The sequence below is a fragment of the Stenotrophomonas sp. SMYL20 genome (assembly GCF_036320045.1).
Classification (GTDB): Bacteria; Pseudomonadota; Gammaproteobacteria; order Xanthomonadales; family Xanthomonadaceae; genus Stenotrophomonas; species Stenotrophomonas maltophilia_A.
Genome location: NZ_JAWIRT010000001.1, coordinates 68,777 through 84,087 on the forward strand (window position 1 = coordinate 68,777; position 15,311 = coordinate 84,087).

General features: G+C 65.8%; 11 protein-coding genes. 4 read left to right on the top strand and 7 right to left on the bottom strand.

From position 1 onward, the window contains the following. Positions 1-71 precede the first annotated feature (71 nt). Genes V3B48_RS00315 through V3B48_RS00340 form a run of 6 tightly spaced genes read right to left on the bottom strand, consistent with a single transcriptional unit; the run spans position 72 to position 8,082 of the window. Complete coding sequence (locus tag V3B48_RS00315) at positions 72-1,091, bottom strand: sugar kinase (protein ID WP_329892912.1); 1,020 nt, start codon at positions 1,089-1,091, stop codon at positions 72-74. Between the two features lie 10 nt (positions 1,092-1,101). After that, the gene (locus V3B48_RS00320; protein WP_329892913.1) at positions 1,102-2,289 is read right to left on the bottom strand and encodes a GDSL-type esterase/lipase family protein; all 1,188 of its coding nucleotides are present in this window, start codon (positions 2,287-2,289) and stop codon (positions 1,102-1,104) included. Positions 2,290-2,303: 14 nt separating this feature from the next. Continuing rightward, a complete protein-coding gene (locus V3B48_RS00325) occupies positions 2,304-3,056 on the bottom strand; it encodes a glucose 1-dehydrogenase (RefSeq protein ID WP_329892914.1) in 753 nt (250 codons plus the stop codon). Between the two features lie 60 nt (positions 3,057-3,116). Beyond that, positions 3,117-4,421, bottom strand: coding sequence for an MFS transporter (locus V3B48_RS00330; RefSeq protein WP_329892915.1), 1,305 nt, complete (start codon positions 4,419-4,421; stop codon positions 3,117-3,119). Next, positions 4,418-6,646 carry an oligoalginate lyase gene (locus V3B48_RS00335; protein WP_329892916.1) on the bottom strand — a complete coding sequence of 743 codons (2,229 nt, stop codon included), beginning with the start codon at positions 6,644-6,646 and terminating at the stop codon, positions 4,418-4,420. The genes V3B48_RS00330 and V3B48_RS00335 overlap by 4 nt, the downstream gene beginning before the upstream one ends. Then, a complete protein-coding gene (locus tag V3B48_RS00340; RefSeq protein WP_329892917.1) occupies positions 6,643-8,082 on the bottom strand; it encodes a polysaccharide lyase 6 family protein in 1,440 nt (479 codons plus the stop codon). Before V3B48_RS00340 ends, V3B48_RS00335 begins: the two co-directional genes overlap by 4 nt. A gap of 241 nt (positions 8,083-8,323) precedes the next feature. Here V3B48_RS00340 and V3B48_RS00345 point away from each other — a divergent pair, with 241 nt between their 5' ends. From V3B48_RS00345 to V3B48_RS00355, 3 genes are all read left to right on the top strand, one after another. After that, complete coding sequence (locus V3B48_RS00345; RefSeq protein ID WP_329892918.1) at positions 8,324-11,215, top strand: TonB-dependent receptor; 2,892 nt, start codon at positions 8,324-8,326, stop codon at positions 11,213-11,215. Between the two features lie 102 nt (positions 11,216-11,317). Then, complete coding sequence (locus tag V3B48_RS00350) at positions 11,318-12,061, top strand: FadR/GntR family transcriptional regulator (protein WP_049401514.1); 744 nt, start codon at positions 11,318-11,320, stop codon at positions 12,059-12,061. A 178-nt stretch (positions 12,062-12,239) separates the two neighbouring features. Continuing rightward, on the top strand, positions 12,240-12,731 hold the full coding sequence (locus V3B48_RS00355) for a hypothetical protein (RefSeq protein ID WP_329892919.1): 492 nt from the start codon (positions 12,240-12,242) through the stop codon (positions 12,729-12,731). Positions 12,732-12,858: 127 nt separating this feature from the next. Here the strand turns inward: V3B48_RS00355 and V3B48_RS00360 are convergent, their stop codons facing one another. Further along, positions 12,859-14,505, bottom strand: coding sequence for a fatty acid--CoA ligase (locus V3B48_RS00360; protein ID WP_329892920.1), 1,647 nt, complete (start codon positions 14,503-14,505; stop codon positions 12,859-12,861). Positions 14,506-14,634: 129 nt separating this feature from the next. Between V3B48_RS00360 and V3B48_RS00365 the strand changes: the two genes are divergently transcribed. Continuing rightward, positions 14,635-15,309 carry a response regulator transcription factor gene (locus V3B48_RS00365; protein WP_032127250.1) on the top strand — a complete coding sequence of 225 codons (675 nt, stop codon included), beginning with the start codon at positions 14,635-14,637 and terminating at the stop codon, positions 15,307-15,309. Positions 15,310-15,311 lie beyond the last annotated feature (2 nt).

The window sequence follows — 15,311 nt, forward strand, 5'->3', positions numbered from 1 at the left end:
CGCTGCTGAAGTACATGGTCGGCGTACGTGTGCCGCTGGCCAGGCCGAGCGGCATGTACGGCGGAGCGAGATCAGCGCCGGACGTCGAACTGGTCACTCTCCAGCAGCGCCCAGACATCGGCCTCGCGCACGGGACTGAAGTCTCCGGGAATGGAGTGCTTCAGCGCACCTGCCGCCAGACCGAAGCGCACGGTGCTCTCTGCATCGAACCCGGACGCCAGCCCGTGCAGGATGCCTGCCGCGAACGCATCGCCGCCGCCGATGCGATCAACGATACCGGGCAATGGCCGCGAGGGGGCCTGCGCACGGGTACCGTCGCGTCCCAACAGCAGCGCGCCCAGGATGTGATGGTCTGCACTCACCACGTCGCGCTGGGTGCAGGCCAGCCACTGCAGGTGCGGGAGCGCCGCGAACGCGGCCGCTGCAGCCGCCTCGGTCCGCGCGATGGGGCTGTCCTCGGCGAAGCGCAGTCCCAGCACCAGTTCGATATCGCGATGGTCGGCAAAGACGATATCCGCCTCTGCGAACAGTTCCCGCAGGATGGCGGCGGCGTTGCCGCCCCAACGCTGCCAGAGCGAAGGTCGGTAGTTGCCGTCGAAGGACACACGCACGCCTGACCTGCGTGCGGCCCGTGCAGCGCTCAAGACGGATTCGGCCACATTGGCGCCCAGCGCCGGACTGACGCCGGAAAGGTGCAGCCACTGCGCATCACGCAACAGCGTTGGCCAGTCATGGTCGGCAAGTGCAGTGTTGGCGAATGCCGAACCTGCCCGGTCATACACCACTTCACTGGCGCGCTGCAGCGCGCCGGTGGCCAGGAAATACAGGCCCATGCGGTCGCGGTCGACTTCACGCACACCTGCCACGCCCACACCATGCCGCCGCAGCTCGGCCACGGCATGCCGGCCCAGCGCGTTGCCGGGCACCGTACTGACCATCTGCACATCGTGGCCGAAACAGGCCAGTGAGACCGCCACATTGGCCTCGGCGCCCCCCACGTGGACCTGCAGCTGCGGTGTCTGCAGCAGCAGTTCACGACCGGGTGCGCCCAGGCGCAGCAGCAGTTCACCGAAACAAACGACGCGGCTCATCGGTTCTCTCTCATTCGGTGGGGGTGCAGCCCAGCATGCGCAGATCGATGGCATCGGCCATGCGCCGATAGCCTTCGTCATTGGGGTGCAGGTGGTCGCGGGTGATGTCGTTGGGCAACGATTCCACGGCCTTCGGGTCACGCAGCGCGGCATCGAAATCGATGATGCCATCGAACCCGGTCTTCCCACCGCGTGCCCACTGGTTGATCGAGGTGCGGGTCGCTGCGGACACGGGCTCGTAGCGCTCGGAACCACCGAATGGGGTCAACGTACCCAGCCAGGCGCGGATGCCGTGCGCATGCAGTCGCGCTGCAACCTGCTGATAGCCCAGCAGCATGTCCGCCGCACTGCGTCCAGGCAGCGGCTGCGTGCCACCACCGTGGCGGATGTCATTGATGCCCTCGAACAGGATGACCTGATCGGCATCGGCCACCGCGATCACATCGCGATCCAATCGTGACAGGGCGCTGTGGCTGCGGCCATGGTCAAGCAGCTTGTTGCCGCTGATGCCCTGATTGAGTACCACGAACCGGTTCGGGCAGGCTTGCTGCAGGCGCTGCGCCAATCGCTCCGGCCACTGGTTGAAGGTTCCGCGACGGGCGGTGGCACCTTCCGTGATGGAATCGCCGAGTGCCACGATCACCTGGGGACGATCAGCGCGCTGCACCATCACGGCCGAGAACACGTTCTGCTGGTAGCTCAGCCGCACGCTGTCGGCAACCGATGTCTGCCTGCCGTCCGCTACCCGCACTTCGGTGCGGCGCACCGCCGGGCGGGTCGGCTGCGGAAAATAGGCCGTCACGCTGATCTCCTGCAGCGGCGTCACCGGCATCGGTACCGGGTCGCTCAGCAGCGCGGCACCCACCGGCACCTCGATGACCGCGCGGCCATCCACCGTTACCGGCAGAGGGGCGGACGTGCCGTTTTTCACTCCTGCGCGCAGGTCCTCGACCCGTAACGGCGCCGTGCCGAGTTCGTTGCTGATGCGCAGCCGCAACGCATCGCCACGGCTGCCGATGCGCATGTCCTGGCGCACGGTCTGCGCGGCGAACTGTACGGGGGCCTCGGCGATGCCATCCTTGCGGTCCGGTGCCGGCGAGGCGGTCCACGCGGTGACCCAGACCGGTGCGGCCAACGCGCCAGGCGCGGCCGCGGCGGAACAGATCGTCAATGAAAGCAGGAGCGTCCAGCGCTGCATGGTCAGGATTCCAGTCAGGAGAAGTAGGTGCCGCCGTTGACGTCCAGATTCGCACCGGTGATGAACGCCGCCGCATCCGAGGCCAGGAATACCGCAGCGTCGGCGGCTTCGTCCGGTGTCCCTTGGCGGCGCAGCGGGGTAGCGCCGGCAACGGCCGTGCGCACTTCCGGCTTGGTGAACTCATCATGGAAGCGAGTGGCGATCATGCCGCAGCACAGTGCATTCACGCGGATGCCCTTCGGCCCCAGCTCCTTGGCCATGGCACGGGTGAAGGTCATCACTGCCGCCTTGGCGGTGGCGTAGATCGATGCCCCCGGGCCGCCGCCATCACGACCTGCCTGCGAGGCGAAGTTGACGATGGCCGCGCCGTCACGCATGTGCGGCACCACCGCGTGCGTGGTCAGGTAGGTCGAGGTCAGATTCAGGTCCATCACGGTGTGGAAGAACGCCGGGTCGATGTCAGCCAGCGGCCGACGCTGCACCATGCCACCGGCCACGTTCACCAGCAGGTCGATACGCTCGCCGAACGCGGCCTGTACCGCAGCGACCAGGCCGGCCACGGCGGCGGCATCGGTGACGTCGGCGCGATGCACGATGGCCTGGCCACCGGCCGCCTGGATCTGTGCCAGCGTTTCCTGGGCACTGGCTTCATCATGGGCGTAGTTGATGCAGACGCGTGCACCGGCGGCAGCCAGTTTGATCGAAACGGCGCGGCCGATATCGCGGCCACCACCGGTGACAATGGCCACCTTGTCCTGGAACGACATGCGGAAAACTCCTTGGTTTGCGGGGGAATGGAAGTACTTGGAAAAGAAGGAGACCCAGGCTCAGCCGCCGCGACGGTCGAGCTTCTGGATAGGTCCGGTCCACCACCACAGCGCAGCCAGCGACAGCGGCACCAGCGCGGCAACGAGGATGAAGATCGGGGCGTAGGAATGGCGGGTCAGTACCGGCACCAGCCAAGTGGTGATCAAGGTGCCGGCGACCGCCGCCAGGCCGCCCAGGCCTGCCAGCGTGCCCACCGAACGGCCGTCGAACAGGTCGCCGGGCAGGGTCTGGATGTTGCCGATGGCTACCTGGAAGCCGAACAGCACCGCAGCGATTGCCAGCACTGCCAGCAGCGGCTGGTTGGCCAGCACAGCACCCAGCAGGGCTGGGGCCATGATCACGCACCCCAGGGTGATGGCCAGCTTGCGGGCGCGGTCCACGCTGTGTCCGGCGCGGATCATGCGACCCGACAGCCAGCCGCCACTGAGGCTGCCCAGCATCGCGCCGACGAAGGGTACCCAGGCGAACAGGCCGATCTGCTTGATGTCGAAGCCGAAGGTTTCAGCGAGATAGATCGGCAGCCAGGACACGAACAGCCACCAGATAGGATCCAGCAGGAAGCGGCAGGCGAGCATGCCCCAGCTCTGGCGATGGGCCAGCAGCTCGCGCACGCTGGCTTTGGGCGCCGCCTCTGTCTGTTGCCCGGCCTGGTCTTGCTGGATCAGCCGGCGCTCGGCATCGCTCACCCACGGATGCTTGTCCGGCCCGGCGCGGTAGACAAACAGCCACGGCAGCAGCCACAGGAAGCCGATCGCACCGACCAGCACGAAGGTGCCGCGCCAGCCCAGCCACAGATAGAGGCCGGCGATGGCGGGTGCGGAGACGATCGCGCCGATCGACGCACCCGCGTTGAACACGCCCTGCGCCAACGCGCGTTCGCGCGCAGGGAACCACTCGGCATTGGCCTTGACCGCGCCGGGCCACGCACCCGCTTCGCTGATGCCGAGCATCGCCCTTACCAGGCTGAAGGAGAGCATCGAATGGGTGATCGAGTGCAGCGCGATCGAGATCGACCACACGCTGATCGACAGGGCGAACCCCAGGCGCGTGCCGATCATGTCGAACAGGCGGCCGAACAGGAACTGGCCGACGGCGTAGAACAGCATGAACACCGTTACCAGCAGGGCATAGTCGTCCTTGGTCGCGCCTACTTCCCTGGCGATTTCCGGCCACATCACCGCCAGTGCATTGCGGTCGATGTAGTTGATGACCGTAGCGACGGCGATCAGGCCCACGATCAACCAGCGCACTGCTGAACGCACCGGCACCTTGCGCAGGTTGGCCACCACGGCAGGGCCGTTCATTTTCCGTCACCCTTGCTGCGGTCCATGCGTGCATGGCTGCCGCTCCAGCGGTAGGCATGGTCGTCCACGGTCACGCTGTGCTCGCCCTTGGCGCTGCTGTCGTCGGCCACGCCGAGGGCGATGCGTGCACCGCTGGCCAGGCGCAGTTCGATCACCTCTGCATCGCTGCCCCGGCTGCGCATGATGTCCTTGATGCGGCTGTCCGCGCCGTGCACGTACTCGGCGGTGCCGTTGTACTCGCCATGCGGCTCCAGCACGCTGAAGAAGGTCACGTCCTTCTGGCCTTCCACGCGCTGCAGCAGGGCCGGTTCACGGCGCAGGTTGAACTCGGGATCGTTGGCACCACTTTCCACCAGCAGCGCCTGTGCCGGCGCACTGCTGCCGAAGCGGTAGGTGTAGAAGCGCCCATCCAGCAGCCACGCCAGGGAACGCGATTCGCTGCCGGGCGTGCTGCGTGCATCCAGCCACAGGTGCTGGTAGCCGTTGTCCTTGCCCAGCACCGGGCGCTGGGTGGGAAAGTGTTCTGCCTCGAAGCCGGTGGTGACGATGTGGCCGTTGAAGTGCAGCGGCAGGTCGTAGCGCGCGGCCTTGTCGCCGTGCACCTGCAGCAGGTCCAGCACCACCGGCAGGCCCAGGTCGGGGTGGCGCAGCAGCGCCTGGGTGCGGGTGAACACCACGCCGGGGTAGGCATCGCGCATGGTCGCCGAGGCAACCTGGGTATCGGCATCGGCCTGGAAGAAGCGCACCTGCGGGGCATGCTCCTCGCCGCGCTTCCAGTCGCCCTTGAAGTGGCTCTGTTCGTCCACCACCAGGGTGTTGTGGGCCACGGTCTGTTTGGCCCAGCTGCGGTTCTCGGCCAGGTAGATGCCACCCCGCTTGGCTTCCACGTTGAGGAAGCGGGCGGCGCCGTAGTCGGTCACCACCGGATTGCCGTTGTCGTAGAACAGCCAGTTGAGTTTGTCGAAGTGGCCATGGCCCATGCCCTGCATCGTGTCCTTCTGCACCAGCGCCTGGCCGCGTTCGCCGTTCATGCGCAGGATCGCCAGGCCACCGCGGTCGCCGTCCGGGCCATCGCGCAGCAGCATTGGACGGTAATCGAAGGGCTTGGCCTTGTTGGCGGCCAGTGCTTGCGCCACCTGTAGTCCCTCGGGGGACAACAGCAGGCGTTTCTGCTGCTGGGCCACCGACAACAGGCGGTCGTCACCGGTGCGCGCATAGGCGATGCCGATACCGGCCACCAGTTCCTCGGTATCGATGCCCTTGTCCAGGATGGCATCGTTGATCGGGAAGAACAGGCCGTCATAGCTGGACTGCACCAGCACATCCACCGCCTTCAGCAGCACGCCGTCGCGGCGCGCGAAGATCCTGCGCTGCGGCTCGTTGCGTTCGATGGCGTTGGCGAACAGCAGGAACGGTGCCAGTGCGTAGCGCTGGTAGTACGGGCCTTCCTCGTAATAGCCATCGGGCGAGAACAGCAGGTCGATCTGGCGAAGGAAGCCGAACTGATCGTTCTTCTGGCTGCCGCGCAACGATTTCTCCACCAGCTCAGGGTCGCGCAGCACGTAGCCGGTCATGCCAGTGGCGGCCACCGCCCAGGTGGCATGGTTGTGGATCTGGTCGTAGTTCTTCGGCTCGCTGACGAGGAACTCAGCCATCGGCCGGAACACCTTCGATTCGATGGTGTCGCGGTCCTCGGCGGACAGCGCGTCGCGGATCGCGTCGTAGCCCTGGATGGCGTTGACCAGCCACACCGAATCGTTGAGCACCTGCCAGAACACGCGGCCTGGAATCTGTCCGCGGCCTTCGGGGTGCGGGCCCAGGGTGGGGTAGAGCCTGGCGTACTGCAGCAGCATGTCGCGCGCGTAGTCGACATAGACCTTGTCGCCGGTCAGCCGGTACAGGGTGCCGGCCGCCATCAGGGCCTGGTAGTTGCGCTTGTGCTGTTCATGGGTGCGGCCGCCGCCCTTGTCCTTCGGTACCGGCACGTCGATGCCGGCCTTCATCATCTTCTTCAGCGATTTTTCCGTGCGCGCCTGTTCCTTGGCGAACCACGGGTAGCGGCCGCCTTCGCTGGCCATCCGCTGCCACTGCGCTGCGGTCACCAGCACCGGCGCGGTGTCGGCCTGCCTCGATGCGGCAGCGGGGGCTGCGAACAGCGGCGCGGCCGGCAGCAGGGCAAAGGGGGTGGCCAGGGCCAGGGAGACGAACAGCGGCTGCAACCTCATCGATCAACTCCATTGCGGGTGCGTGACAGGGCAACTTCGCCCACCTTGGGATACCAGTCGACGCCGGTCGCCTCGCGCGCGGTCATCGCCAGGGCAGGATCGGCGCCCACGGCGGGCAGGGCGGGCGCGGCCACCCACAATCCGCTGTCAGCCTGCTGCAGGCTGATGCCACGCCCCTCTACGCCGCCCGGGAATACGGTGCTGGCTGCCGGTGACTGCACGTTGCCACTGAAGTCGAGGCCGGCCAGCGAACTGGCGGCATTCGGCGGGTTCCTGCTGGTGCGGTTGACGATCAGGTTGGCGCTGAAGCGGCTGTTGCTGGCGGCGACCACGATGCCCTTGGCTTCATCATGGCCGACGCCGAAACTGATCTTCGCCACGTCCACGAAAGTATTGCGGCTGATCGTGGCATTCACCACCGGCGCATAGCCGGACAGCGGCGGATCGGCCTGCGCGTCCATCACCGCCAGCGCGGAACGGTTGCTGGAGCCGGCCAGTCGTTCGAAGTAATTGTTGCTGACGGTCTGGTCGGCATTGATGATGCGCACGCCGCCGGTGCCGGCCTTGTCGTCGCCCAGGAACACGTTGTCGATCACCCGGTTGCCGTTGCCATGGCGTAGCGTGAGCGCGCCGGCCGAACGGTAGAACACGTTGCCGCGGTAGGTATTGCCGCCGGACTTGTTGCTGATGATCTCGGTCTCGCCGTCGCAGCCTTCGAACCAGTTGTTCTCCACCGTACTGTTGGAATCGCTCAACGAAGTGTCGCTGGTGCCGACGCGGAGGGTTTCGCCGCCGTTGACGCCCAGCGCCGGGCGCGGTCCGAACCAGTTGTGGTCGATGCGGTGCTGGTTGTCCAGGCCCTGGGTGGCATCGCGCACCACCACTACCGTGGGCCCGGCGTTGGTCTTACCGCGCAGCTGGCTGTGATCCAACCGGTTGTTGCTGCCATACAGCGATACCCAGTAGTCCTGGTCGCTGGCATCGGGGTTGGTGTAGTCATCGATCACCAGGCCGGTCACCCGGCTGTGGCGGGCCACCGCCTTGCTGGATTCGCGGAACGCCACCACCGCATCACCCGGCGTATAGCCGTTGCGGAACACCAGGTTGGACACCTGCAGGTAGCTGCCCGCCAGGCGCAGGTCCGAACGTCCGCTGAGGACGACCTTGCCGGCGGTCTGCGCGCGCAACACGATCGGCGCGGCTGCCGTGCCCTGGCCTTTCAGCAGCAACCGCGCGTCGGTCCAGGTGCCGTCAGCCAACACGATCTCATCGCCGGGCTGCAGCGCCGAGGCGGCGGTAGTGAACTCAGCGACATCGTGGACGAGCCAGCTGGCTGCACTTGCCGCTGAAGTGGTCAGGCACATTGCCAGACCAGTGGTCAGGCAAAACAGTGAAGGATTGTTGAGCGGATGTCGAGCAAGCGGACGAATGCGCATGAAATCCTTCCAGAGACGGCCGGGCCGTCGTTTCAGGGTGGGTCTGCATACCACTTCCGGGTCCGTTGTAAGCCAGCTTTCGCGCAAAGTCATGCTGCATGAGCACATTAAATTGCATTCAACTGGTATGGATGAAAGGCATTTGAACATTCGCATACCAATTGGTTGACATTTTCATGTCGCCGTGCCGAAGCTGCGTCCCACGCCTGGCATGCAGGCGATCCTTTGGGAGGAGGAAACCATGCGGCGACCCGCCGGAGCAGTGCACAGCATCTCGTTGTCCCCCACACCCCTGATCGTGGCGCTGCTTGCCGTGCTGGCGGGCATGCCCGCGGCCCAGGCGCAGTCCAGCAAGGACGCGTCAGGGCAGGATCCCACCACGCTGGACCAGGTGCAGGTCACCGGCATCCGCGAATCAATGCAGAGTTCGATCAACAAGAAGCGCGACGACACGGTCATCGCCGACGTGCTCTCGGCCGATGACATCGGCGACCTGCCGGCACCGTCGCTGGCCGATGCGATCGAGACCTTGACCGGCGCCGCTTCGACCCGCGACAAGACCGGCGCCTCGGAGATCTCCATCCGGGGCCTGGGCGCCTTCCTCAGCAGCACCAACTTCAATGGCCGCGAGATCACCAACGGCAGCGGCGACCGCTCGGTGAACTTCAACATGTTCCCGGCCGAGCTGATCAACACGGTGGCCATCTACAAGACCCAGCGCGCCGACATCATCGAAGGCGGCGTGGCCGGCACCATCGGCCTGGAAACAGTGCGCCCACTGGAGTACGGCAAGCGTGCAGTGCAGCTGGACCTGCGCGGCAGCTGGGCGGAGTACGACAGCAAGTACCGTGACAAGGACGGCATCGGCTATCGCGGCACCGCCAGCTACATCGATCAGTTCGAGTTCGGCAACGGGCAGAAGCTGGGCATCTCGCTGGGCTTCCAGCGCCTGGACGGCACCGATCCGGAAGAGAGCATTACCAGCGGTTCCACCTGGTATGCCTGCGATGGCACGCAGAACGTGGGCAATGCCAACTGCAACGAAGTGTCCGCGCAGGCCATCGCCAACGGCGCGCCGTACTACCTGGTGCCGAGCAGCCGCATCTACCGGCTCAAGCAGGAGCGCAACGACCGGCAGAGCGAGTTCGCCGCGCTGCAGTGGCGGCCCAATGACGTGGTCGAGCTGAATGTCGACTTCGAGCACACCGAGCGCAACTGGTATGAGAACCGCAGCGATCTGAGCCTGTCCAACGCACGACGCGGCATCACCCAGCGCGAGGTTGACGAAGACGGTATCGTGCGCCACCTGCACGGCAGCACCTCGATTGATTCCACCTCCAACCGCTACTGGCGTGGCGAGGAATACACCGGGGGTGGCCTGAACCTGATCCTGCGCCCGACCCCGGCCTGGGAGCTGTCTACCGATCTTTCCTACTCGCACACCAATCGCCTCGACAGCGAGCGCATGACCCGCCTGCGCGCCAACCAGCGCGACGTCAACAATGCCGTCGTGCCCGGTATCAGCAGTGGTGCCACCGGCTACGTGGACTATGACTGGGACTGGCACGGCGAAGTGCCCAGTGTTGCCCTGGCGCCGAACTTCGACCCCAACAACTGGGACGCCTATACGGGGGCGGCGCGGGTGACCTCCAGCGCCACCGAGAATGACCACAGGATCAAGGCCGGCCGCTTCGATGCCAGCTTCATGCCGGAGTCCGGTTTCTTCACCCGCATCAAGGGCGGCGTGCGCGCCAGCCAGGCCGACTACCGCCTGCGCGACAACACCCTGGTAACCGACTACGACCAGCGCGTGGCGGCCGACAAAGCGAAGATCATCGCCGCCAACCAGGCCTGCCGTGCACCCTTCCCGCAGGATGACTTCATGGATGCCGCCAGCGGCAACACGATCTCCTCGTGGGCGTACTTCGATCCGAACTGCCTGTACCAGTCGTTCCGCGGCAGCCTCGACAGCGGGCTGGATCCGGGTTTCCAGGATCCGAACAATGTCGATATCACCGAGAAGACACGCGCGCTCTATCTGATGGGTGAGTTCAGCAGCACCCTGTTCGGCTTGCCGGTGACCGGCAACCTCGGCCTGCGCTGGGTCAAGACCGATGTTCGTTCTGAAGGCGTGCGTACCGGGCTGCGCATCGAGGACAACGGTGACGGGACGATCCGCCTGCAACCCACCGGCGAGTACAGCACGCAGGTGTTCAAGGCGGGCAACGACAAGCTGCTGCCCAGCCTCAACGCGGCCTTCGAGCTGCGCCCGGACGTGTTGCTGCGGGTCGGTGCATATCGCGCGATGTCACGGCCGGACATTGCCGCGCTGGGTGCCGGGCGCACCATCAACGTGAGCAGTGATGCCACCTACGGCAACCTGGCCGACGCGCTGGATGACATCAGCGCCAGCGGCAACCCCGCCGCGCAGCCGCTGATGTCCTGGAACGGCGACCTTTCCCTGGAGTGGTACCCGAACCCGGACACGATGCTGGCCGGCGCGGTGTACTGGAAGCAGTTCAACGGCGGCACCGCCACTGCGCTGGTGCCGGAGACCTACACCATCGACGGCCAGAGCGTGACCGTACCGGTGCGGCAACAGGTAACCACCGACGAGAACAGCACGCTGACCGGCTTCGAGCTGACCGCCACCCATCGACTGTCGTACCTGCCCAAGCCGTTCGACGGGCTGGGTTTCAAGCTGAGCTACAACTACGCCGATGCCGACTATCAGACCCAGGACTCGCGACTGGGCGAGCAGCTGGCCAGCGATGGCACGATCATTCCGGCCATCGTGCCACCGGCTGGCCTGAGTGGTTTCTCGCGGCACGTGCTGTCCGGCTCGATCTACTGGGACGTCGGGCGCTTCAACATCCAGGCCATCGGCAAGTTCCGCTCGCACTACTACCAGGACTTCACCGGCAACACCGCGCAGCAGAACCGCTACTACGATGACAACACCAGCGTGGACCTGCGCCTGCGCTACCGGGTGAACAAGCAGTTGTCGCTGTCGCTGGAGCTGATGAACCTGACCAACGAGCCGCGCGTGGCCTACCAGCCGCTTTATGGGAACTTCCGCGAAGTGGTGACCTACGGGCGGCGTGCGTATTTCGGTGTACGATACAAGTTCTGAACAGGGCGGCGCGGCCAGTGGTCGCGCCGTCGCTCCAACCGGACCCTTGCCGGCCGCGGTGGCAGGGCAGGGACCCGGAAGGAATCGCCAAGGGTCAGCCGCATGTCCGCCAACCGCCTTTACCAGACCATCGCTGCCAAGCTCCGCAAGCTGATCGAGGACGGCGAATTTCCGCCGGGCTCGCGGCTGCCGGGCGAGCGTGAGCTGGCCGAACGGTTCGGTGTCAGCCGGGTCACCATCCGCGAAGCCGAGATCGCACTGGAAGCGCAGGGCTGGATCGCCATCCGCATCGGCTCGGGCGTGCATGTGAAACCGCGCCCGACGCAGGCGTCCGGCGGGCTGCCGGATGTCAGCGCCTTCGACCTCACCGCCGCCCGCGCGGTATTCGAGGCCGAGGCCGCCGCTCTGGCTGCCAGCAATCTGGATGATGCCGGCATTGCCGAGCTGCAGGCGTTGGCCGAAGCGCTGTGCCGTCGCGACCTGAGTGACGCGGAAGCCGGCGAGTACGACCGCCGTTTCCACCTGGCCATCGCACGGCTTTCCGGCAACCCGGTGGTGGAATTCTTCGTGCAGCAGATCTGGCGCATGCGCAGCGAACTGCCGCGGGTGACCGAGGTCTATGCCCGGGTCTGCCATGATGATGGCGCCAGCCGTGCGGACGAGCACATGGCGATCTTCGAAGCCCTGCGCGCGCGTGATCCGGTGGCCGCGCGCAATGCGATGCGCCTTCACTTCCAGCGCCTGTTCGAAGCCATGCTGCAGGCGACCGAAAGCCAGGCGCTGGAGGAGATCCGCCGCCGTACGCAGCAGGACCGCGAACGTTTCATGGCAACGACGCGGATCTGAGCGCCGCGTTCAACACAATCGGCGCTGCGACCTTCAGCAAGGCAGCTCGCGCTCGAAGCCTGATGGATATGAGAAATGGGCATGACTGCGCCGATGCCCAGCCTGTCCGCAATGCCTACACTGCCCGCGGGTCATAGACGGCCCGTTGAGAAAGCTGCATACACACAAGGAGCAGGGTATGAAGTTCTCGCTGTTGGGCGCGGCGCTGCCATTGGTGCTGGCACTGAGTGGAGTCCCCGGTGGAAGCGTCAATGCAGGACCGATCGCGGGCACCGCGACCGCCACTGTAGTTGCGAAGGCCACGTACGCGTCGGATTCGCTGGAAGCCGGCTACATCGTCGATTGGATCAAACGGAATTCGCCCGCCTACGCGCCGGCGTTGCAGACGGGCGAACTGGCCATCTCGCACAGCTATCAGTCTGCTGGCAGCCTGAAGCCGGCCGGTGCGGCGGGCCCGCCTGTTCCATTGCCTGCACGCGGTGTGGAGGGCGAGGTCATCTCGATCTCCAATACCTTGCCGAGCGGTGCTTCCGAGTCGTGGACATACCGATGGTCGAGTGGGTCGTGGAAGCTGATCAAGTACAGCTTTGATGCATGCCAGGGCCCGGCCAGCATCGGTGCGAAGGGATCCGGCTCGGAGATCGCTGCGAAGGGACCCTGCATCGACTGAGGGTGACCGGTCCTGGCAGAACTGAACCAGGTCTGCTGCAGTACAGTGGTACCTCGGGAGATCATGGTTCCGGGGTGCCGCTCCATACCTCGCCGTGCGAACACTGACCTCGGCGATCAAGCGGAGATCACCCACGGCCCGAGCCAGTCGCTGGGTCATGCAACCCACGCAGCTTCTTCTTGTTGATCTTGCCCACGCTGGTCCGCTCGATCGATTCCACGAAACTGACCCGTTCCGGAATCGCATACCGTGAGATGTCCCCCGAGCGGCTTCGCGCAGCGACCAGTTCGATGATCTCCGCTTCGGTCACCTCACTGCCATGCTGCCTGACCACCAGCGGCAACGGCCGCTCGCCCCATTTCGTGTCGGCGATGCCGATCACCGCGACTTCGCTGACCGCCGGATGCAGGGCGATGATGTCCTCCAGGGCGAGCGAGGAGATCCACTCACCGCCGGTCTTGATCACATCCTTGATCCGGTCGGTCACCCTCAGGTAGCCGCTTTCATCGATGTTGCCGATATCCCCGGTATGCAGATAACCTCCTGCCCACAGTGCTGCAGATGCATCCGGATCGTGCAGGTAGCCCTGGGTGAGCCAGGGTGCGCGCACGACGACCTCTCCGGTGGCGATGCCGTCGTGGGCGACATCCTTCATGTCCGGATCGACGATGCGCAGGTCCACCAGCGGTACCGGTATGCCGGCCTTGGTGCGCAGCGACAGCACCTCATCGGCATCGGTCACGCTGTCCACGTCGATCTGGGCGATGGTGAGCAGAGGGCAGGTCTCGGACATGCCATAGCCGCCGAAGATGTCGATGCCCCGCGTCAGTGCACGCTGCGCCAGCGCACGCGGCAGGGCGGCACCGCCGATGATCACCTTCCAGCCCTCCAGGTCGGTCTGCGCCGCGTCCGGATGCTCCAGCAGCATGTGCAGGATGGTTGGCACGCAGTGCGAGAAGGTCACCTTCTCACGCGCGATCAATGCCAGCAGCGTCGCAGGCAGGTAGCGCCCCGGATAGACCTGCCTGATGCCCATCGCCGTTGCCACGTAGGGCAGGCCCCACGCGTGCACATGGAACATCGGGGTCATGGGCATGTAGACATCGTCACGATGCAGGCGGCCTTGACGGGGTGCACCGCCAAGCGCGGCCATCGCCGCCAGCGAATGCAATACCAGCTGCCGGTGGCTGAAATACACGCCCTTGGGCAACCCGGTGGTTCCGGTGGTGTAGAACACCGTGGCACGGGCGTTCTCGTCGAAGTCCGGGAAGCGGACGATCGGCGTGGCATCGCGCAACCCCGCTTCGTACTCGGTGGCGAAGCCTGGCGGCAGCGGACCGCCTGCATCGTCCAGCAGGATGCGCGTGCGCAGGTCCGGCAGCTGCTCGTCGATGGCGTCCAGCAGCGGCAGGAACTCGCGGTTGGCCAGGATCACCCGCGCCCCGCTGTGGTTCAGCGTGTAGGCGATCTGCTCTGGGGCCAGGCGCACGTTCACCATCATCAGCACCGCACCGATCATCGGCACGGCGAAGTAGGCCTCCAGGTAGCGGTTGCTGTCCCAGTCCATCACCGCCACCGTGTCGCCGTGGCCGACTCCCAGCGAGGTCAACAGGCCGGCCAGCTGGCCGATGCGCGCCTGCAGGGTGCGGTAGTCGAATCGGACCTGGTCGCCGTAGACGATCTCCTGTTCAGGGCTCACCGCCAGCGGCATCAGCAGCAGCTGCTTGATCAGCAGTGGATAGGCATTGGCATCGGGAGTGGGGGCAGATGACATGGCATTTCCTCGTGGGCGGCGTTGCGGTCGCCGGCCTTCTCCGCACCACACTAGCAAGCCCTTCCTGCTGCACCAGCGTACCTAGGTACCTGTTCGCGCGCGCACCCGATTTGATAATCTCGCCAGGACATGCCCACCCTGCTCATCGCCGACGATCACCCCTTGTTCCGCGCGGCACTGCATCGCGCGGCGGAAGAGGCGGTCGCCGATCTGCAGATCAGCGAAGCTGATTCGCTGGACAGCGTGCTGGAGGTGATCGAGAACCAGTCGATCGATCTGATGCTGCTGGACCTGCACATGCCGGGCAACCACGGACTGGCCGGGCTGGCCACGATCCGTGCGTTGCAGCCGGGCCTGGCGATCATCATCGTCTCCGCCAACGAGGAGCCGCAGGTCATCCGGCGTGCCATCGACCTTGGCGCCGCGGGCTATCTGCCCAAGAGCTCGGGTTTGAACGAGCTGCAGTCCGCGCTGCAGTCCGTGCTGGAGGGCGAGCGCTGGATCCCGGCGCTGCTGCGCGAACCGGTGGCACGGGTGGCGACGTTCAGCAGGGATGCCGACCTGGCCGCACGCCTGGCCAGCCTGTCGGCACATCAGTACAAGGTGCTGGGCCTGGTGGCCGAGGGCCTGCTCAACAAGCAGATTGCCGACCGGCTGGGCGTACAGCTGCGCACGGTCAAGGCGCACATGACACGCATCATGGAGCGGCTGGGCGTGCGCAACCGCGCGCAGGCCATCCGCGTGCTGCACGAAATGGGATTGGCCGATCCGTCCCGGCAGATCGAAGAACTGCCTGAGCCCTGACC

What these genes read in the sequence shown, in the direction of transcription:
- V3B48_RS00335 (WP_329892916.1), bottom strand. Translation starts at nt 6,646, where the DNA reads ATGAGGTTGCAGCCGCTGTTCGTCTCCCTGGCCCTGGCCACCCCCTTT.
- V3B48_RS00350 (WP_049401514.1), top strand. Translation starts at nt 11,318, where the DNA reads ATGTCCGCCAACCGCCTTTACCAGACCATCGCTGCCAAGCTCCGCAAG.
- V3B48_RS00325 (WP_329892914.1), bottom strand. Translation starts at nt 3,056, where the DNA reads ATGTCGTTCCAGGACAAGGTGGCCATTGTCACCGGTGGTGGCCGCGAT.
- V3B48_RS00360 (WP_329892920.1), bottom strand. Translation starts at nt 14,505, where the DNA reads ATGTCATCTGCCCCCACTCCCGATGCCAATGCCTATCCACTGCTGATC.
- V3B48_RS00365 (WP_032127250.1), top strand. Translation starts at nt 14,635, where the DNA reads ATGCCCACCCTGCTCATCGCCGACGATCACCCCTTGTTCCGCGCGGCA.
- V3B48_RS00330 (WP_329892915.1), bottom strand. Translation starts at nt 4,421, where the DNA reads ATGAACGGCCCTGCCGTGGTGGCCAACCTGCGCAAGGTGCCGGTGCGT.
- V3B48_RS00340 (WP_329892917.1), bottom strand. Translation starts at nt 8,082, where the DNA reads ATGCGCATTCGTCCGCTTGCTCGACATCCGCTCAACAATCCTTCACTG.
- V3B48_RS00320 (WP_329892913.1), bottom strand. Translation starts at nt 2,289, where the DNA reads ATGCAGCGCTGGACGCTCCTGCTTTCATTGACGATCTGTTCCGCCGCG.
- V3B48_RS00315 (WP_329892912.1), bottom strand. Translation starts at nt 1,091, where the DNA reads ATGAGCCGCGTCGTTTGTTTCGGTGAACTGCTGCTGCGCCTGGGCGCA.
- V3B48_RS00355 (WP_329892919.1), top strand. Translation starts at nt 12,240, where the DNA reads ATGAAGTTCTCGCTGTTGGGCGCGGCGCTGCCATTGGTGCTGGCACTG.
- V3B48_RS00345 (WP_329892918.1), top strand. Translation starts at nt 8,324, where the DNA reads ATGCGGCGACCCGCCGGAGCAGTGCACAGCATCTCGTTGTCCCCCACA.